Origin of the sequence: Paenibacillus sp. FSL R5-192 (assembly GCF_000517845.1) — a bacterium.
Lineage (GTDB): Bacteria > Bacillota > Bacilli > Paenibacillales > Paenibacillaceae > Paenibacillus > Paenibacillus amylolyticus.
Genome location: NZ_ASPR01000014.1, coordinates 501,054 through 519,718, shown reverse-complemented (window position 1 = coordinate 519,718; position 18,665 = coordinate 501,054). Strand labels below are relative to the sequence as shown.

Below are 18,665 nucleotides of genomic sequence, written 5' to 3'. Positions count from 1 at the left end.
TGTTGAAATTATGCCTGATCCCGAAATTCATTTGGTGTCATACCATAATGTTTTTTGAACATTTTGCTGAAATATTGCGGATTTTGATAGCCAAGTTCACTCGTAATCTCGTATATTTTTTTGTTGCTATTCTTAAGCAGATATAGAGCACGTTCCATGCGCATACGAATCATGTAGTCCCCAAGACCTTCCCCAGTCTCTGCCTTGTAAATTTTCGATAGATATACAGGGTGTAAATATACCTTGTCCGCAATCATCTTCACCGACAGATCCTGTCCTGTATCTCTTGTCACCAGCTCCTGAACCTGCTTGATTACATGCCTGCGGCTCTGCACACCTTCCTGATCGGACAACTCTTCCTGAAGCTTCGCCAGCATCTCGGTAGCCCAACGCCGCAGCTTCTCGGGGGATTGAATCAACTGATGAGCAAGGAGCAGATCGAATCCCGCATGATCAATCTCATGCACCAGATGCCCCTGTTTATGGGCGATATACATAAATGCATTAGTTACCGACAGATACATCTCATACACATGTTCTCTGGACAATCGTACCTGTTCTGCCGCGTCAAAGACCGTGTTCAGCTTACGGGCTGCCGCTTCCCATTGCTTGGTCTCAAGCAATTGCGGAAGTACAGGCGGTTTGTACAGCTCTTCGAGCGCCTGCGTTGCATCATTCTCCGGTCTTTTGCTGAGTGCCTGATCCATGTCCATATATATAATTTTGTGTTCTTCCGGTCCTGAAAGGACAAGCGAACCCAGACTTTTTCGATAAGCTGCAGTCAACTCATTAAAGGGAAATGACGGTGTAACTACCATGGACAGATCTCCCTGTAAATATCGAATGACATGCTCACGGAAAGTTTCAGCTGAGATTCTCAACGTCTCCAAGTCCATCTGCGGAGCTCCGATCTGATCTTGATTCTGCAAGAACATAACCAGACACTCATGGGGTCCGCGACCAAACCACACGTTAAATTGCTCTCCAAGTACTTCCTCTGCAATATTACCTACCGCAAAATCCATCAGATCCAGAGACTGCTGGTCCATCGATGAGAAGCGTCCTGTAAGACGAATCAGCATCATCACAGCCGATTGTTCCGGATCGATATGAATCTCATATTGTTGCAGTTGTTCCCGAAGTGCCCGCGCCGTGATCTCACGCCCCAGCAGCAGATCATGCATGAGATTTTCCCGCAAAATTTTATAGTCAGACTTCCGACTGTATAACAGCCGGTGATATTTATCGAATTCATCCCACTCATCGCGAAGAGACGTGATGGCTGCCGACACCGATCCCATAAACTCATCATCGTTTACGGGTTTCAGGATATAATCTGCTGCCTGCAATTGAATGGCTTTTTTAGCATAATCAAAATCACTGTGACCCGTTAGTAAAATACAGCGGATATGAGACCAGCGCTTGCTTACCTCTGCAATGAGATCCAGTCCTGACATGCCAGGCATGCGAATATCGGTAACCACGATATCTACTGCATTTTCCTCCATAATCTCCAACGCTTCCTTACCGGATGCGGCACGCAGCACGGTCGTTACTCCAAGCTCTCCCCAGGGGATCGTAAGTTCCAGACTTTCTGTTACGTAAGTCTCATCATCTACCAGTAATATATCAATCAAGTGATTCACTCCCTATTTCGTTCATTCTGCAAATGGATTCCATCGCTACACATTCCAAGTGCTTATCCTTCATTCTCCAGAAGAAACTCCTGTTCGGCAGGCCATGACAGCGTTACGCGTAATCCACCAAGTTCCGATTCCGTTACACCCAGCCCTGCCTGCTCCCCATATCGAAGCTGGAGTCTCTGATTCACATTCCACAGGCCACAGCCCATCTCCTGATCCATCGTTCCCCTGAGCTTATTCAGAAGCGCCTCACGTGCCTCCTGCGTCATGCCTTGCCCATCATCTTCAACGACAAGAACCATGACACCACCCTGTTTTTCCCCGGATACTCTTATTTCTCCGGCCTCCGCGTCCGCTTCGATACCGTGAATTACCGCATTCTCCACTAGGGGTTGCACGATGAGTGGCGGTACCTCCTGTCTTAACATCTCATCAGACAGATCAATCTTGTAATGAATGCGGTCCATACGCATCCGTTGGATCTCCAGATAACAGCTGACAAATTCAATCTCTTCTGTCAACGGTACCACGTCCCGCTCCTGTCTTGTCGTATACCGATAATAGCGCGATAGATTATGCGACATCGCTACAACAGCGTCCATACGCTTGAGTTTCGCCATACTTGTAATGAAGGAGAAACAATTATAGAAAAAGTGCGGGTTAATCTGCGATTGCAGCTGCTTCAACCGAGCTTCACGTACATGAATCTGTTCCAGGTAAACGTGTTCAAATAACTGCTGGATCTGCTCCACCATCAAGTTGAAACGTTCGGACAGGAAACTGAATTCATTGCGGCCCTTTGGCTTAATCCTCACGGAATAATCCTCCTGCTTCAATCGCTGGAACCCACGAATGAGTTGTTTCACTGGCACCTGCACCTGTACATAGAACAAGTACGCCACACCAAAACTCATCAGCAACAAACAAATCATGGAAGAATAGAACAGCATATTGGATTGGTGAATGGGCTTCAGAATATCTGATAGCGGCATATAGTCCACCAAATACCAGCCTGTTGTACTGGATTTCACAGTGTTGACCATATATGGCTCGTTCCCGATCACTACTGTACGATTATCAACGTCCTGAAGTTTATGGATGGACAGTTCTTCCATCAACTGATTCGTTAATGAACGATCTGAAGTCCGGTTATAGATAACACCCGATTCTTCACGGAAATAGAAGGGGTCATGCCTGCCATCGTCTTTGAATTTGTCGAGCATATCCCGGATGTTGTCACTATCAAACTCCAGTTTAATAATCGTTTCTGCATTATTAGCCGGGTCTTTAATGCCGTAAGGGGATACCGTAATCCAGCTAAACATGAACCGATCATCTTCCCCGTCCTGAATCTTGCGTACATCCCAGCCGGAAATGATATTTTCCCTTAGTGCTTCTTTATCGTAAGAACGTGCGTCCCTTTCGGAAACCACCCTGCCCAGCGAAGGAGAATACAGATATAATTTCGTGGCCCAATTGGATGAGCTTTCCTGAATACTCAGCTTATTCTGAATACGTTTGACCAGGTTGATCGCATCCAGATCAAAGTAGTTACTGTCCGCATAGATTCGCCGGAAGCTGCCAATATCAGGATCATGTATGAGCAGATTAGGCCATGAGGATAACAGTTCGATGTGTGTGTTCACTTGATTTTGGAAAAATTCAAGCTGGTTACTATTCGATCGATTCAACTCATCTCTGAGAACAGCTGTTGTTTTGTGATTGGAGTACCAGTACAAAAGCACTACAGGAATCAGCATAATCAGAATAAGAATGACCATTTTGGAAAACAGGTTTGTCCGATATGACATCTTTTCATCTCACCTTGTCTTAATTTGTCGTGACATTAATTGTAATGATGTAAGCGCTAAAGACAAACAATTTTTTTGAGACAAACCGATTCATTATCTAGCGTAAGCGTTACCAATTCAAGGGGAAAGGAGATAAAACCAATATTTCTGCACTAAATGCAACTTCCACGCACAAAAAGAGCCAGCGATTAGCCAGCTCTCTATCTAATTTCAGTATATATCTTTAATCGTTCTATTCAACTCAAACTTTATTCCAATTCTGTTTATGTAATTATTCTTTTTTTCTATGAAAATATCACTATGGAATATCATAATCAAATACCGTATTCGCTCCATCCACGCCTACATCCAGCACAATATCCATAAGTTTCCCATTGACGAACAGAGGGGATTCCGCTTTCCCGTAAAACTCCAACTTACCTGTAAACGTTCCATGGCGTTCAATCTCAACATGTACGGGCCTTAATTGGACAGACTGCAAGGCTTCCAATAGGGGATCGTCCTTTAACTTATAACTACGTGCGAGATCAGGCAATAACACGGCGGATACGGAATCTCTGCCGTAATTTTTGAGTGTCAGATCACAGGTTGCTCGGGTCTCACCCGTTTTCAGCACGTTAAAGGTACAAGAACTTGCATTCTGTACATAGGATACCGCATTAATGCCTGAAGCTCCCCACTTGGCTACATACATGATTTTATCCGTCATGTACGAATAACTGAGAACGATAGCGATAACTACGATCCATAACCCTTTTGCAAGAGCGGGGAATGATTTCCCGATTTCTTTGCGAGTAAGGTAAAATCCACACGCGAATATCCCCAATCCGAGGAAAAGTGTGATATGAACTCCACTCAAGTAAGATGTAGTATACGGTGATATACCTATTGCTGACAGCATGGTATCTCCAACAGAAAAACCAAGATGATGGTTACATGTAAAGATAATAGCAAATAGCAATAACGCCCCTGAGAACACAAGTCTGGTTCTCGACACACGAACACCCCCTAATCAACCACCTTATTATATCATATTTTTCCTATTTATGATTAACAATCCAAATCAAAAAAAAACAATAAAAAGAACGTCTTCGGTTGTTCACCGAAAACGTCCTCCATTTTCACCGCTGACAAGAGCTTGTAATAACACAGGTCTCTCTGTCATGGCTGACGATCATTTATTGCTTAGCCAAGAATGCATCGAGTTGTTCCTGTTTGGCTGCAATAATTTTATCGATTCCCGCTGCTTTCAATTTCTCCAGATATTTCGGAATCATCTCATTTGGATCAACTGCGCCCGATGTCATACCCGGCTTGAACTGTTTGTTCACGTTGTTGACCGCAGCAATTTCATTTTTGACAGATTGGCTGTTGAATGTAAAGCCCAGTGCTGGCGACTTCACACCTTTGGCGTTAAACTCTTTGAACTTCTCCCATTTCTGTGGATCTTCATTATCCCAGAGGAAGTTCAGGAATTGGTTACCCAGTTGCCATTGTGCACCTGGATTGTAGGTACGACTGTTGGCATCTACGCCATCAGGGAGAGCAATGATATTATCCTGTCCGTCTTTTTTCACATAATGTGTACCTTCAATTCCGAAGTTTAACAAGTTGTTAATTTCCTTGTCGGAATGCAGCAGGTTAATGACCTGCATCGCTTTCTCCGGTTGCTCGGAAGAACGGGAGATTGCAAGCATCGCTCCAGACGCATCACCCGTCGTGATTGTTGGCTGTGTCATCTCAATCTGAGTGAGTGGGAAACCCACATACCCTTCTTCTTCTTTATCCTTGCCTGGCTTCATGCCATCTGTCCAGAGAAACGCTTTTCCAGCCTTCGCCTGGTCTTTCGGGAACACATTAGAAGTAGCAGCATCACTGTTGATATATCCCGCTTGATACCACTTGCGAGCGAGTTCAGCTGCTTCTTTGAATTCTGGGGTCTCCACTTCATTCAGCACCGTTGTTCCGCCTGCTGTTTTGGAGATGACTCCAGGTACGGAAGCATCACCGAGATAATCCCAATCCAGATTCTCTAACAGCCCGTTACCGTTGGTATTGGACATATAGAATGGTGTGATGGCTGGCTCGTTTTCCTTGATTGTTTTGAGCAGTGGCTCCAGATCAGCCCAAGTTTTTACAGCTGTCAGGTCCAGCTTATACTTGTCAGCCAGATCTTTACGTACCAACACACCACGTGTGGCAGCAAGTTCCTTATTCGTAGGAACGCCGTAATTCACGCCGTCCACCTGGGAACCTTCCAGAAAGGCAGGGTCCAGGTTTTTCTTAATATCCTGGCCATGTGCATCAAGCAGATCATTCAAGGGTAAGAATGCGCCTTTAGCTACATTCACCGTGTAGTTCTGCCAAGCTGCTGTGAAGATAATGTCTGATTTTTCACCTGAAGAAATCATGAGATTCAGCTTGTTATCCCACTGTCCCCAGTCAATCGCATTGATCTTAAGCGTGGCCCCGATCTTTGGTTCCATCTTTTTGTTAATCTCGGCTTCCACCAGAGCGACATCCTTCTGTGGTGTCCCTGGGTAGAACAGTGTCACTTCATAGGGTTTGCCCCCACCTTCACTTGCTCCTCCGCCTTCTGCGCCAGGTGTTGTTGTTCCACCCTTGTCTGATGAGCAAGCAGCCAGCACCAGGCTCAGCGCCATAACCGTTGCCATCATGCGTGACCATACCTTTAATGATCTAACCAATTGAACCCCTCCTGTCATGTGTTGAACCATACAACCGAATTCCCCAATTCACAATTAAACCGATAACTACTTCTGTATATGCCCTTTCAGTCCATCTTCATTTACCTTGCCCACTCCGCTAACCGGTTCAGAGTTATCCCTTCACAGCGCCAACCGTAAGACCTTTGATGAAATAACGCTGGAAGAACGGATATGCCAGTACAATTGGACCAATACCGACTACAGCCATCGCCATTTGCAGAGTTTTGTTAGGCAGATTCAGCAATCCACCCTGCGACGAAATCTGTGAAGAGACGTTGGAGTTGGTTGTTAAATATTGAATATCGAGCAGCGTCCGGTACATAAGGTACTGAAGGCTGATCGTCCGGTTATCTGATATAAAAATCATACTAAGGTACCAGTCATTCCAGTAATTCAATGTACTGAACAACGCGACGGTTGCCATTACGGGGAGAGAGAGCGGAAGCACGATACGTGCAAACGTTCTCAATTCTCCCGCACCATCAATCCGAGCCGATTCCAGAATAGACACCGGAATGGAGTTCGCGAAGAATGTACGCATGACCAGTACAAAGAATGGGGATAGCAGTAGCGGCATAATGAGTGCCAGTAGGGAGTTTTTCAGATCCAATACGTTGACATAGACCAGGTACCAAGGTACCAGCCCCCCATTGAACAACATTGTGAAGAAGATGAAAAAGGCGAACCAGCCCCGGTAAGGCAGATCTCTCCGTGAGAGCGGATACGCATACAATGCGGTCAGCGCAACACTTGTAATTGTACCTACAACGGTAACGATAAAGGATATACCATACGAGTGAATGATCTGATCCATATCTCTGAACAGAAACTCATAAGCCGTCAAGCTGAATTTCTCTGGAATAAGCTTATATCCATTGGCAATTACTGTTGTCTCGTCCGAAAATGAGATGGCGAAGACAAGCAGGATCGGCACGATACAGGCAATGGCATAGAATAGAAACATCGCATGAATAACGGATGCGGAACGCTTCGATACGGCTAGTGGATCACGTGATTTCACAGCTGACTTGCCTCCTCTCAAAATAATGCATTATCTTTATCTATTCGCCTTACGATGGTATTGGATACAAGAACCAGCACAAATCCAACGATTGCTTGGTATAGACCAGCTGCTGATGACATCCCGATATCTCCACCGATAAGGAACGTACGATATACGTAGGTATCCAGTACATTCGTTACAGGGAACAGCGCTCCCGATTCCAATGGAACCTGATAGAACAGACTGAAGTCTGCATAGAATATACGGCCAATTTGCAATAACGTCATAATGACGATTAATGGGACGAGAAACGGAATGGTAATGAAACGTATCTGATGCCATTTGGTTGCGCCATCGAGCACAGCTGCTTCATAATATTCTTCATCGATACCCACGACAGCTGCCAGATAAATGACGGCATAATATCCAATATTTTTCCATGTGTTCACGAGTGGCAAAATATACGGCCAATACTTCGGCTCTGAATACCAGTCGATCGGCTGACCGCCGAACATCTGCAGAACCGTTGAGTTCATGAAGCCTGAATCCTTGCCCAGGAAAGCCAGTACCAGATAACTGACCACAATCATGGACAAGAAATACGGTAATAACATAAGTGATTGATATAACTTGGACATTGCCTTGTTCTTCACTTCATTGAGCAGAATAGCAAGCCCGACACCTACTAAGAGATTCAGTGCAATGAACACCGTGTTATACGCGAGTGTATTTCGGGTAATTTCCCATGCATCACTGGTTGAGAACAAATATTTAAAATTGTCCCATCCACTCCATGGGCTACCCCAAATACCATCAGCATAGTTTACATTTTTGAATGCGATCAGAACGCCGAACATCGGCATATAGTTGTTCACCAGTAGAAACAGGACACCTGGCAAGAACATGAGATACAGCACCTTGAATTTGCCAAGATTGTGCCACACAGACTTGCGCTTTCGGACTGTTTCTCCCGGTATTTCCGATATCCGTACTCCCTTACCCGCCTGGGGTTGTGTCTTCATAACTTGTTCTCCCTCACTCCTCTTGAATTCTTCCTCAGGATGAAGCTCCGTTGCGGCTCCTGTGGTTCAAGTATACGGCGGGGCGAGTAAGACCTCTATCTGCTGTGGTGACCTGTTGACTTATCAAATTATGACTTTAGTACCAAAAAAAACAAAAGACGCAGCATGCTGCGCCCTGAACTATACGGTACGTGACTGTTTTCGAAACTCCTGTGGCGTTATACCCGTGCACTTTTTGAACATTTTGGTGAAATGCGAGTAATTGTAGTACCCCACCTTGCCAGCGATATCCGTCACTTTGACGGTGGACTGGGACAACAATGTCTTCGCTTTGGCTACTCTGCCCTGCAGAATAAACTCAGATAGGGACATCCCCTTCTCTTTCCGAAACAGACGTGATAGATAAGCGGGATTGAATCCGGCAAAAGCTGCAAGTTCCTCTCGCATAAGTTCTTCACCAATATGAGTTTCAATATAAACGCACAACTGATCCACAATGGTCATGGGGCTATGATCGTCCGGGTACAACACCGGGATAACACGATCAATCAGATCCGACGTCCACTGTTTCAACTGCGGCAACGACCTTGTCACCATACTCTCTTCCGGCTCCCGTTCACCCGGATACAGACTGCGTATTGACACGTTTTTCTGATGAAGCAGCGGATAGACCACATGCAGCATGGCATGATAGTAGAGATGTAACATTTCAGGAGATAAACCCTCTTGGGCAGCAAGCAACTCAAAAATCTCATCCACACGTTCTCGCAAATCTCCTACTTTACCTGTCTCAAAAAGAATAGATAATTCCGAAAACCATGGAATAGGCAAAAAGCGATCTTCCTGATCTCTTCCCCGCTCATCATAGACAAATACTTCTTCAAGCTCCTTAATATTGCGCCGCTCCATATCCATCAGTTCATTTAACATGCCTTGCAGCTCAGTCACAGCAACCGGGGCACCAACATAACAGGACAACCGACAGTAGAAATACGTACCACATTCCTGAATATATCCCTGACAACGTTGTGCCACTTCGCTCGCACTCGGAATGATGCCATCTTGCTCATAAGCAAGCACAATATTTAATCCACTTTGATCCTGAAACACCTCACCGGGCTTGTCGCCCAGTAGCATCTCTTTGGCTGCATTACGAAGGGCATATTCCAATACCTCTTCGTCACGCAAATCAAAATCACGCACCCATTCCTCTACCGATATCACAATGGGTAACACACGAGCATGCGGATCAATCTCGGCACCATACAGTTCTGCGAGCTCTTGCAACCGTTGTTCGGTTAACGTGATACGCTGAGAGATGGCATCTTTCCAGAAGCGTTCCGTCAGCAGCGGTTTATGGGTTTTCCAGCGTTTGTATACGGTCTCATAAACTTCGTTGGTACGGGTACGCTGCTCCCCATCCTTGATCTTCTCCACCGCCTGGGTTACTACCTTAATCAATTGATCCGCTGGAGCCGGCTTCAACACATAATCAAAGCTGTTTAGCTTAATGGCTGTCTGAGCATAATCGAATAAAGCATGCCCTGTCAGGAAAATGGTCATTATACCTGGATCATGTTTTAACACCCAGCTTTGCAGGTCAAGCCCTGTTTCACCAGGCATCTCGATATCACAGATCATGATATCAATAGCATTAGCCTTTAAAATCTTTCTTGCCTCTTCGGCATCACCAGCACTGTATACCTGGTCAATGCCTGCTGCTTGCCAATCGACCCCTTCCACCATTGCTTGTAATGCATACACTTCATCATCCACGATCAACAGGTTCCGCATAGGCTCCCCCTTCTTCCTCTTCGGTCTGAGCGGGTAAATCAATGATGACTTTGGCGCCATGATCCACCTCATTGCCAAACTGCAAACTGGCTTGATCACCATACTTCACTAAAAGCCGATGAGCCACGTTCCATATACCGATATGCTGTCCACTCGGGTCTTCAGCATATTGTCCATGTTGCAGACGCCCCAACAATTCCTCTTCAAATCCGACACCATTGTCCACAATCATCAGTTGAAGCACCGTCCCATCGACCTGACCGGATGACTTCACACCGAGGCGCGCCACGATCCGAATGACAAATGCTTGTGTCCGGCGCTGAAATCCATGAATAATGGCATTCTCCACAAAAGGCTGAATGGTTAATGGCGGAATCACATAATGTCCCAGATTCGGCTCAACATCCAGTTCAAAATCGAATCTGCTTGGAAACCTCAGCTTTTGAATTTCTAAGTAATGACGAATGTGCTCGAGCTCTTCATCCAGACGAATAACACGTTTGCCTGCACGCAGGCTGAATCGAAAATAATCGGCCAGATGACCAGCCATCTGCTGCACCAACTCATGTTTTTGCAAGGAAGCCAGACTATGAATAATATTGAGTGAATTCAGGTAAAAGTGAGGATTGATCTGCATCTGCAGTTGTTTGAACTCTGCCTCCCGCGTCCGCAACTGTTCCTCATACACATCAATCTTCAGATGCCTGATCTCACTGGTCATTTGATTGAAACTTCGTGTCATAAATTCAAGCTCCGACGAAGATGGCGGGTCCAGCTTCACATCGAGATCTCCACGGCTGACCCTTCTCATGCCTCGGATTAACGCATTCATCGGGCGGAATAACAGATGCCGCAAAAAGATCAGTGCAGTAACCAGAATTACTGCCGCACCAATGGGAAGCAGACGAATGATCTGCTGGAAAAACGGGAGGTTACGCATCATGTCTTCCTCAGGCAGTAGCACGATATAATTCATCTGGGACATGGCCGAGGCAGTACCCAACATCAAATATTGACGTGCTTCTCCCTTGTTCACAACTTCAGAGATCACCTGATACGGATTCTTCAGGCCGGAAAGATGCGCTGCAGCCAGCTGAATCTGTGCAGTATTCAATGTGGAATCCGATAGTGCCCCACCGTCTGTTCCAACAATGACTGCACCTCCCCGATCTCCGGATTCAGTGAATTGTTGTGTATGATTCAGTGCATTCATATCAACAAGTGCACCTGCATAGAACTGCTGGTTGATTCGCACCGTTTTCACCAGCGCATTCCACGTCCCGCCACGCACGATGCTCCATTCCGGCTTCTGGATATCCCCTTCCAATTGCTGCATCTGGACTGGCATACTCTCCTGCACAACCGACTTTTTGACATCATAATTGCCTGAAGTGGCGAGCAGCAGATCATCATTCACGGCATCATATAGAAAAAAAGAATCGATTAGATTATAAAAACCGATATCTGTCATGAATTTGTTCATAATCCGTTGCTTTGCAATGATATAATCACCGCTGCCGTATTTCAGAAAAAACAGAGAGATAATATCCGGGTCCCGCTCGCCCAGACTATATAAATACCGATTCGTCTCCTGTAACACACGTTCATTCTGCTCCACACTCTTGGCGAGATGATTCATATTGGTGAGGGATACTTTGTCACGTACAACTTTCATGGCGTAGACGTTGTTGTAATAAAGCAGCATGAATAATGGCAGCATGATCAATGTAAGACCCACTATAAATTTAAAACGAAGTGAACGGATAAAGCTCATGGATTATGGATTCCCGCCCTTTTAGAGGTAGTTCAAAAAGTCCGCTGTACTGAAACCAGACTTATTGAACACACACTTTATTTCAACATAGTTTTTTTCTATTTTCTTCCTTATGATGGCATGTTTATTGTAATCACCCCTGCTTGCCACTGTCTATGGGGTCCCGTGACCTTCACATATCAATTCTGGTGACTTCCATCCGCTCCAATTTCAAGAGTAACAAGCTTCATGTAGTAATAAATTCTCCAGTTGTAAAAAAAATCCTTCATTATTACTCAGAAGCTTCACCCTAAAAATAAATGCTGCGGCAAGCCCCGGACTCCACGAACGCCCGATCTTGACATGCATACGATATATCACTCCTCGGGTTAGTCACCAGGATGTAGGGAGGCCTGTTCGATGAATATTCAACTCACTGCGTTACACTATGTCTATCTGGCATTTATCGTCTTGATCATCGCAGTTATGATCCGGCGCAGGGACACCACCATCATCTGTGTTGCGGGTATTATGACCATTGGACTTCTGGCAACCGAAACCTTAAGCGGGTCAGTTGCTGGGATCTTCAGCAGTTTTATCTATGCAACAAAAGAATTGCTGAGTACAATCTTTATCATCTCAATTATTGTGGCAATGAGCCGTGTTCTGATCAGAACCGGCATTAATGAGGTCATGGTAACACCCGTTACAAGGTTTATCCGTTCTCCTCAGGTCGCTTATTGGGGTATCGGATTGATCATGATGGTAGTATCACTATTTTTCTGGCCATCCCCGGCCGTAGCACTCGTTGGTGCAGTACTGCTTCCTGTAGCCGTGCGTGTAGGTCTTCCTCCGATTGGAGCTGCTATTGCGATGAACCTGTTTGGACATGGGATTGCACTGTCGGGAGATTACATTATTCAGGGGGCTCCTAAACTTACAGCTGATGCGGCGGGTATACCAGTCACTTCCGTCATGACGGCCAGCATTCCTTTGGTCATTGTCATGGGCACCGTATCTACACTTACAGCCTTCTGGATGCTGCGCAAAGAGATGAAATCAGGTTCACCTGTTCATTCCCCAAACGTTACATCAGGTACCGTGAGCACGGAACCTTCTTCTTCATCAGAGGCTGTGTCCACCTCCCTACCCACTGATCAGCCTGTTGAACGTCAAGCCATGTCACTCCGTTTGCAAAAAGCATTCGCTCTGCTTATCCCTCTGTTATTCGCAGTTGATGTGATTCTGATGTTTGTATTGAAATTGCAAGGCGGCGACGCAACAGCTCTGATTGGCGGAACCGCTGTGGTTATACTGATCGCCGTTACCCTTGCCGCACACCGACATGCGGGACCAGAGGAAACGACCAATTATTTAATAGAAGGATTTCAGTTTGGTTTCAAGGTGTTTGGACCGGTTATTCCCATAGCCGCATTTTTTTATCTGGGAGATGCTGCGATTACGGAGTTGTTCATCAACCCTCTTCCTGAAGGTTCACACGGGATTGTGAATGATCTCGGGGTCGCACTTGCTAGGCTGGTGCCATTAAATGATACGGTGGGCGCGATTACAATGACGGTAACCGGAGCAGTGACCGGAATGGATGGTTCGGGGTTCTCGGGGATATCCCTGGTTGGCTCGATTGCGTCCATGTTTGCAGGTTCAGCAGATTCCGCACCTGTACTGACAGCATTAGGTCAGGTTGCAGCCATATGGGTAGGTGGTGGAACCTTGATTCCATGGGCATTGATTCCTGCTGCTGCAATCTGCGGAGTCAATCCTTTTGAACTGGCAAGACGCAACCTGAAGCCTGTACTGCTGGGACTCACGGTAACAACAATTGTAGCCATCTTTCTAATCTGACCAAAGGGTTATGCTAAACCGTTCAAAAAGACGTGCGCGAACGCGCCCAGTTCCAGAGATCTTCACGTTTCATCTCTGCCAGATGCAGCATGTCCACATATGGATCTCCCTGTAGTCCAAGTACAGAAGCAAAAGCAGGCTCCGTCTTCCAACCTGCCTGTTTCAGTCTGCGGATCTCACGGTGTCCCGCGTCTCCCCACAGTTGCAACAATCTCCACTCTACGATCATATGTAAGTATGCATTCTGCCTGTAAACTGGCACGGATTGGGCAAAAATCTCCACAGGCCAATGTCCCACTTGCAAATTACAAGTCACATAAGGACGTTGGTCTGGAAGATCCCCACCACGTACACATTGAAACTCAACAACGGCTCCGATTCGATTGTGTATCTCGGCTTCAAACACATCCAGATCCTCTGCATAACACAGCAGATCCAGATCACTGCCCGGAATATCAATATCAATTGGCACCGTTCCTGCTGGATATGGGTGATAGTCAGCTAATATATCAAGTAATCCACTGCTCTGTAACACATGATAGGCGTCCTGCTGACGTGTATTACCCGATGCCAGATGTGCCATTACTTCTGCGGTAGTACTCATCTCCCCGCCTTGGACCACAGTTAGTTCGAGCCTCCTGTAATGACCTGTTTCACACGTCCCACTTGACCACTCGTTAGTCGTACTTTGATTCCGTGTGGATGTGTAGGTGACTTGGTTAACAGATCCTTCACAATGCCACGTGTCAGCTTACCTGTAGCTTGATCCTGCTTCAGCACAATGTCCACTTCCAGACCTGGCTTAATATTTACACGTTGTTGTCCATTCATTATGTTCACTCTCCTCTATGTCGTAATTCATACCATGTATACTATATAACCCTTAAACTCAAAGCTCCATCTATTGTAGACGTTTTGGTTTCAAAACAAAAGGGACACGGCAATAACCTCCTAAGGCTGGTTCCATGGTTGATATGAAGACCAAGATAAAGAAACCGCAGGTCTCTTCATCTGAGACCTACGGTTTCTAATTGGATTACCATGTTCAGGGCTGCACATGCTTCAAAATAGACGAGGGCGAAGTTCCATCCTTCGCGGCTTCGCGTGCCTTTACAGCAAGTAGCTCAGACACCGTAACGAATTGGTACCCCTGCTGCTGTAGTTTCGGCAGAATCGTTTTGAGTGCTGCTACCGTATGCGACTTGCCTTCCACCTTATCGTGAAAAAGTACAATATCCCCATTACGTGCGTTCTTCAACACTTTGTTAACGATAGCCGATACACCTGGAGAAGCCCAGTCCCGTGTATCCTGATGCCAAGACCAGAGTACAATGGTATACCCTTTTTGTTTGGCAGCCTGGATGACCATGTCATTGTAATAGCCGCCCGGTGGCCTGAACAACAGGGGACGCTCCGCGCCAGCTTTAATAATGGAACTTTCTGCTTCGTTCATATCCTTCATGTACTTGTCCGCACGTGTTGATCGAACTGCATACGTGTGCGCATACGTATGGTTGGCGATTTCATGCCCTTCGAGCTGTTCCTGCTTAATCAGTTTAGGAAATTTATCTGCCCATTTGCCAAGTACAAAAAAAGTTCCTTTAGCATGATACTGCTGTAACAAAGCCAGGATCTGCGGAGTCTGAATCGGATCTGGTCCATCATCAAAGGTAAGGGCGATGAGTTTATCCTGTGTGGGAACTTCCCACACAATCTCTCCTCGTTCCTCATAATACTGACGGTTCTTCTGTACAGGCTTCGCATAGGCAGAACTGCTACCCAGCAAAATAATTAGCGTGAACATTCCGATGACTCGGGCTGCCTTCAGGTTCATGTGGTGTCCTCACTTTGTCTTCATACGTAAACTCCCTGTTAGCATTTCCCGATTCACCCGAACTCATTAACGAAAGATCTGAGCCACGACTGCAATTTCCTCAGCAGTTAATTCCACATTTAATGTTTGCAGATTGTTAATGACCTGCTCTGGTCGCTTGGCACCCGGAATCAATGCATCAATAGAAGGCTGAGTTAGGTACCAGGCCAGAACCAGATGCGCGACCTCAACATCCTTGGATTGTGCTATGCTGCGCAGTTGTTCAACTTTATCGAGATTTTCAATGAAAGCTTCACCTGTGAACAGCGGGTTCTTTGCCCGTCCATCCTGAAAGGTTGTATCACGATTATATTTCCCGCCCAGCAGTCCCGCTGCCAGAGGGAAGTAAGGAACAAAAGAAATGTTATGCTCAGCCGTATACGGCAATAGCTCTTTCTCCGCATCTCTTTTGAACAGATTATATTCAGATTGCAGTACGTCTACATGCCCGTCCTTGTTGGCTTCACGCAACTGATCAATGGAGAAATTAGATACGCCAATGGCACGAATTTTGCCAGCGTCTTTTAATTGTTTTAACGTATCTACCGCTTCATCCTTAGGCGTATGTTCATCCGGAAAGTGGATGTAGAACAGATCAATGTAATCGGTTTGCAGACGTTTCAACGCCTCATCCACGGCTGTTTTCAGAAAAGCAGGTGAGTTATCTATGACAATCTTGCCATCCACAAATTTATGAGCTGCCTTGGTTGCAATGATGGTATTCTGCCGCTGACCAGTTTCCTTCAGTACTTCACCAATCAGTCGTTCGGAATGCTCCGGTCCATAGATGTATGCCGTATCCAAAAAGTTAATACCTTGTTTCAAAGCTGTACGAACTACTTCCTTACCCGTCTCATCATTCAGCATGTCCGGATAGATATTATGTCCGCCTACTGCATTCGCACCCAGTCCAATGGGATTCACGATCAGATCCGTCTTGCCCAACCGAATTTGTTGTTCTGCCATGTCTCATCTCTCCTTCACTGATCGAATAAGTACAATTTAGTTGTAACGTCTTTCTTGTCCCATATTATATCAAACCGTTTAGCATATTTAAATTATCGGATTTATCGGGTTAGGTGTTTTTCAGCGCAGTTGCTTCCACGTCGTTAATAAACCGGCGCAGTTTCGCAGCCACATCACGGGTGATTTCGCCGTTTTCATACAGTTGTTGCACTGTATTGCGCTGTTCCTGAATGGCCACCATCTGCAACTCCAATTTCTCCTGATTAAACGGATCTTCCGTTTTACCTTGGTTCCAAGTGCGCAATTTGGCAATTACACGCTCATACTTGGCAATGACCGACAGTGCGACGACTCGATTCCCATCATTCATATGAGCACGAATAGCCTTAATTGCCGCTTCAGAGGTGCGCAGCTTCACCTGACGGAACAGTTCTGCATTTTCAAGCATAAATGGTTGATTCGGCTTCTGGGACCGGTTGGTGAATAGATGTCCTAACACACGCCCGATCTCGCTGATCGAGGTCATGAACTGAGTGTTTGCGCGATTCGCCAGCATCATTTCCTTGCGATCCAGCCAGCTGTCACATTTGAAGGCCGCATCAGAAGCAATTGCATTTTCGTCTAACATTACTTCAACTTCTTTACGCTCCGCCCGGGTGGCAATCAGGTTAATAGCCGTTTCTTGTTTTTGAATATCTTTGCGTTTATCGGCGGTAAGCTGACCTGCGGCCTGTCTGATGTACTTGGACAAGTCGGAGACAACCGCGAGTGCCGCAGCTTTGTTCTCATCGTTCATTTCGGATTTGACAGCTCGTATTGCCGCATTCAGCATAATGTCATGTGCTTTTCGTTCTGACTTCTGCGGTGTTTCTTCTGTAGATTTCCCATCGTCCTTGGCCAGAACTGGAAGAAACACGCTCGCCGCAATCAGGGAGAAGAGGATAACCCCTGCCGCCAGGAAAATAATCAGATCCCGTTCAGGGAAAGGTGATCCATCCTGAAGCACATAAGGAATGGAGAACGCACCCGCCAATGTAACAGCTCCCCGCACCCCAGAGAGGGAAATGATCGTAATATCCTTGAATCTGGGCCTGCCAATAGAGGATTTGGCACGCAGCAATTCATTCCCTTGCCAGAACAGATAGATCCAGAGAAAACGCAGAACCAGCAGTAGCACCGAGATCAAGCCCACATATCCCAACACCTGCAGATTATTAAACGAAACATTTTCAAAAATGGTACTCAACACATCCGGTACCTGTACACCCAGAATAACAAACACCAGACCATTTAGTATAAATAAAATGACTGACCATGTGCTCGCAGATACCACCTGCATTTTCAACTGAACCGATTCAGCGCGGTCACGCTCAATGGCGTGGATAATACCGCCTGCCACTACCGCAAGAATACCTGATACCCCAATTTCTTCACTCACCAGATAGATGATAAATGGCGTCAGGATTTGCAGCAGCATGTGAATGGTCACATCTTCCATGCCCAATCTACGGATCCATACCCCTAGCCTGATTAACAGAAAAGATAACAAGGCCCCGACAAGAAGTCCGCCAATCGCAATCAGAATAAAACTGAAGGTTGCATTCGCCAGGGAAAATACACCTGTAACTGTGGCTGCAATTGCGAATTTGAAGGCCACGAGGCCAGATGCATCATTCATTAATGCTTCACCTTCAAGAAGCCTATGTATGCCTTTGGGCAAATGTACCCGGCCCGCCATGGCGCCAACGGCCACAGCATCTGTCGGGGACAGTATGGCTGCAAGAGCAAAAGCAGCAGGTAACGGAATCGAAGGAATCAGCCAGTGAATGGCATATCCCGCCACGACCACCGTCACGAATACAAGCCCTAGTGCAAGCAGAAGTATCGGTGCACGCAGATTCCATAATTCATTCCTTGGCGTTCGCTTACCATCGTTGTATAACAAAGGAGCGATGAACAGTACAAAGAACAATTCCGGATTCAACGGCAGGTGAACACCTGCGGGAAGCAAAGCTATAGCTACACCAAGCACGATTTGAATGAGCGGAATGGGAATAAAGGGTACAAACCGGTTTAAGATATTGGATAAACCAATCAGTACCAGTAACACAAGTACGGCAATAAATATTTCCATGATGACAATCCCTTTCCGCTATAGAAGTGGTGAAACCTTTGTTGTATAGGTTTATTTTAACATAATCCAACCTT

14 protein-coding genes are annotated in these 18,665 nt (G+C 46.0%); 1 reads left to right on the top strand and 13 read right to left on the bottom strand.

Annotation, left to right across the window (positions count from 1 at the left end; translation table 11 throughout):
* Window positions 1–8 precede the first annotated feature (8 nt).
* The 8 genes from C161_RS10710 to C161_RS10675 form a co-directional block, all read right to left on the bottom strand.
* Window positions 9–1,637, bottom strand: coding sequence for a response regulator (locus C161_RS10710; RefSeq protein WP_036670221.1), 1,629 nt, complete (start codon window positions 1,635–1,637; stop codon window positions 9–11).
* A 62-nt stretch (window positions 1,638–1,699) separates the two neighbouring features.
* On the bottom strand, window positions 1,700–3,454 hold the full coding sequence (locus C161_RS10705) for a sensor histidine kinase (RefSeq protein WP_036670219.1): 1,755 nt from the start codon (window positions 3,452–3,454) through the stop codon (window positions 1,700–1,702).
* Between the two features lie 298 nt (window positions 3,455–3,752).
* Window positions 3,753–4,451: a hypothetical protein gene (locus C161_RS10700; protein ID WP_036670218.1), complete on the bottom strand. Its 699-nt coding sequence runs from the start codon at window positions 4,449–4,451 to the stop codon at window positions 3,753–3,755.
* 181 nt (window positions 4,452–4,632) lie between these two features.
* Window positions 4,633–6,162, bottom strand: coding sequence for an ABC transporter substrate-binding protein (locus tag C161_RS10695; protein ID WP_036670216.1), 1,530 nt, complete (start codon window positions 6,160–6,162; stop codon window positions 4,633–4,635).
* A gap of 133 nt (window positions 6,163–6,295) precedes the next feature.
* Complete coding sequence (locus C161_RS10690) at window positions 6,296–7,204, bottom strand: carbohydrate ABC transporter permease (RefSeq protein ID WP_017689303.1); 909 nt, start codon at window positions 7,202–7,204, stop codon at window positions 6,296–6,298.
* A 17-nt stretch (window positions 7,205–7,221) separates the two neighbouring features.
* Window positions 7,222–8,208 (bottom strand): ABC transporter permease, encoded by a 987-nt coding sequence (locus C161_RS10685; protein ID WP_036670214.1) that lies wholly within the window; start codon window positions 8,206–8,208, stop codon window positions 7,222–7,224.
* A gap of 180 nt (window positions 8,209–8,388) precedes the next feature.
* On the bottom strand, window positions 8,389–10,002 hold the full coding sequence (locus tag C161_RS10680; RefSeq protein WP_036670212.1) for a response regulator transcription factor: 1,614 nt from the start codon (window positions 10,000–10,002) through the stop codon (window positions 8,389–8,391).
* On the bottom strand, window positions 9,977–11,776 hold the full coding sequence (locus C161_RS10675) for a sensor histidine kinase (protein ID WP_036670209.1): 1,800 nt from the start codon (window positions 11,774–11,776) through the stop codon (window positions 9,977–9,979). The genes C161_RS10680 and C161_RS10675 overlap by 26 nt, the downstream gene beginning before the upstream one ends.
* A gap of 399 nt (window positions 11,777–12,175) precedes the next feature.
* Between C161_RS10675 and C161_RS10670 the strand changes: the two genes are divergently transcribed.
* Entirely contained in the window at window positions 12,176–13,618 is a 1,443-nt protein-coding gene (locus tag C161_RS10670; protein ID WP_036670206.1) for a membrane protein, read from the top strand.
* Window positions 13,619–13,640: 22 nt separating this feature from the next.
* On the opposite strand, the gene C161_RS10665 is transcribed toward C161_RS10670, so the two are convergent.
* From C161_RS10665 to C161_RS10645, 5 genes are all read right to left on the bottom strand, one after another.
* On the bottom strand, window positions 13,641–14,222 hold the full coding sequence (locus C161_RS10665) for a DUF4269 domain-containing protein (protein ID WP_156946101.1): 582 nt from the start codon (window positions 14,220–14,222) through the stop codon (window positions 13,641–13,643).
* Between the two features lie 20 nt (window positions 14,223–14,242).
* The gene (locus C161_RS10660) at window positions 14,243–14,449 is read right to left on the bottom strand and encodes a YwbE family protein (RefSeq protein ID WP_026081155.1); all 207 of its coding nucleotides are present in this window, start codon (window positions 14,447–14,449) and stop codon (window positions 14,243–14,245) included.
* A 214-nt stretch (window positions 14,450–14,663) separates the two neighbouring features.
* Entirely contained in the window at window positions 14,664–15,452 is a 789-nt protein-coding gene (locus C161_RS10655) for a polysaccharide deacetylase family protein (RefSeq protein ID WP_051449686.1), read from the bottom strand.
* A gap of 66 nt (window positions 15,453–15,518) precedes the next feature.
* Entirely contained in the window at window positions 15,519–16,457 is a 939-nt protein-coding gene (locus C161_RS10650) for an aldo/keto reductase (protein ID WP_036670203.1), read from the bottom strand.
* A 109-nt stretch (window positions 16,458–16,566) separates the two neighbouring features.
* Complete coding sequence (locus tag C161_RS10645) at window positions 16,567–18,591, bottom strand: Na+/H+ antiporter (protein ID WP_036670202.1); 2,025 nt, start codon at window positions 18,589–18,591, stop codon at window positions 16,567–16,569.
* Between the last annotated feature and the right edge of the window lie 74 nt (window positions 18,592–18,665).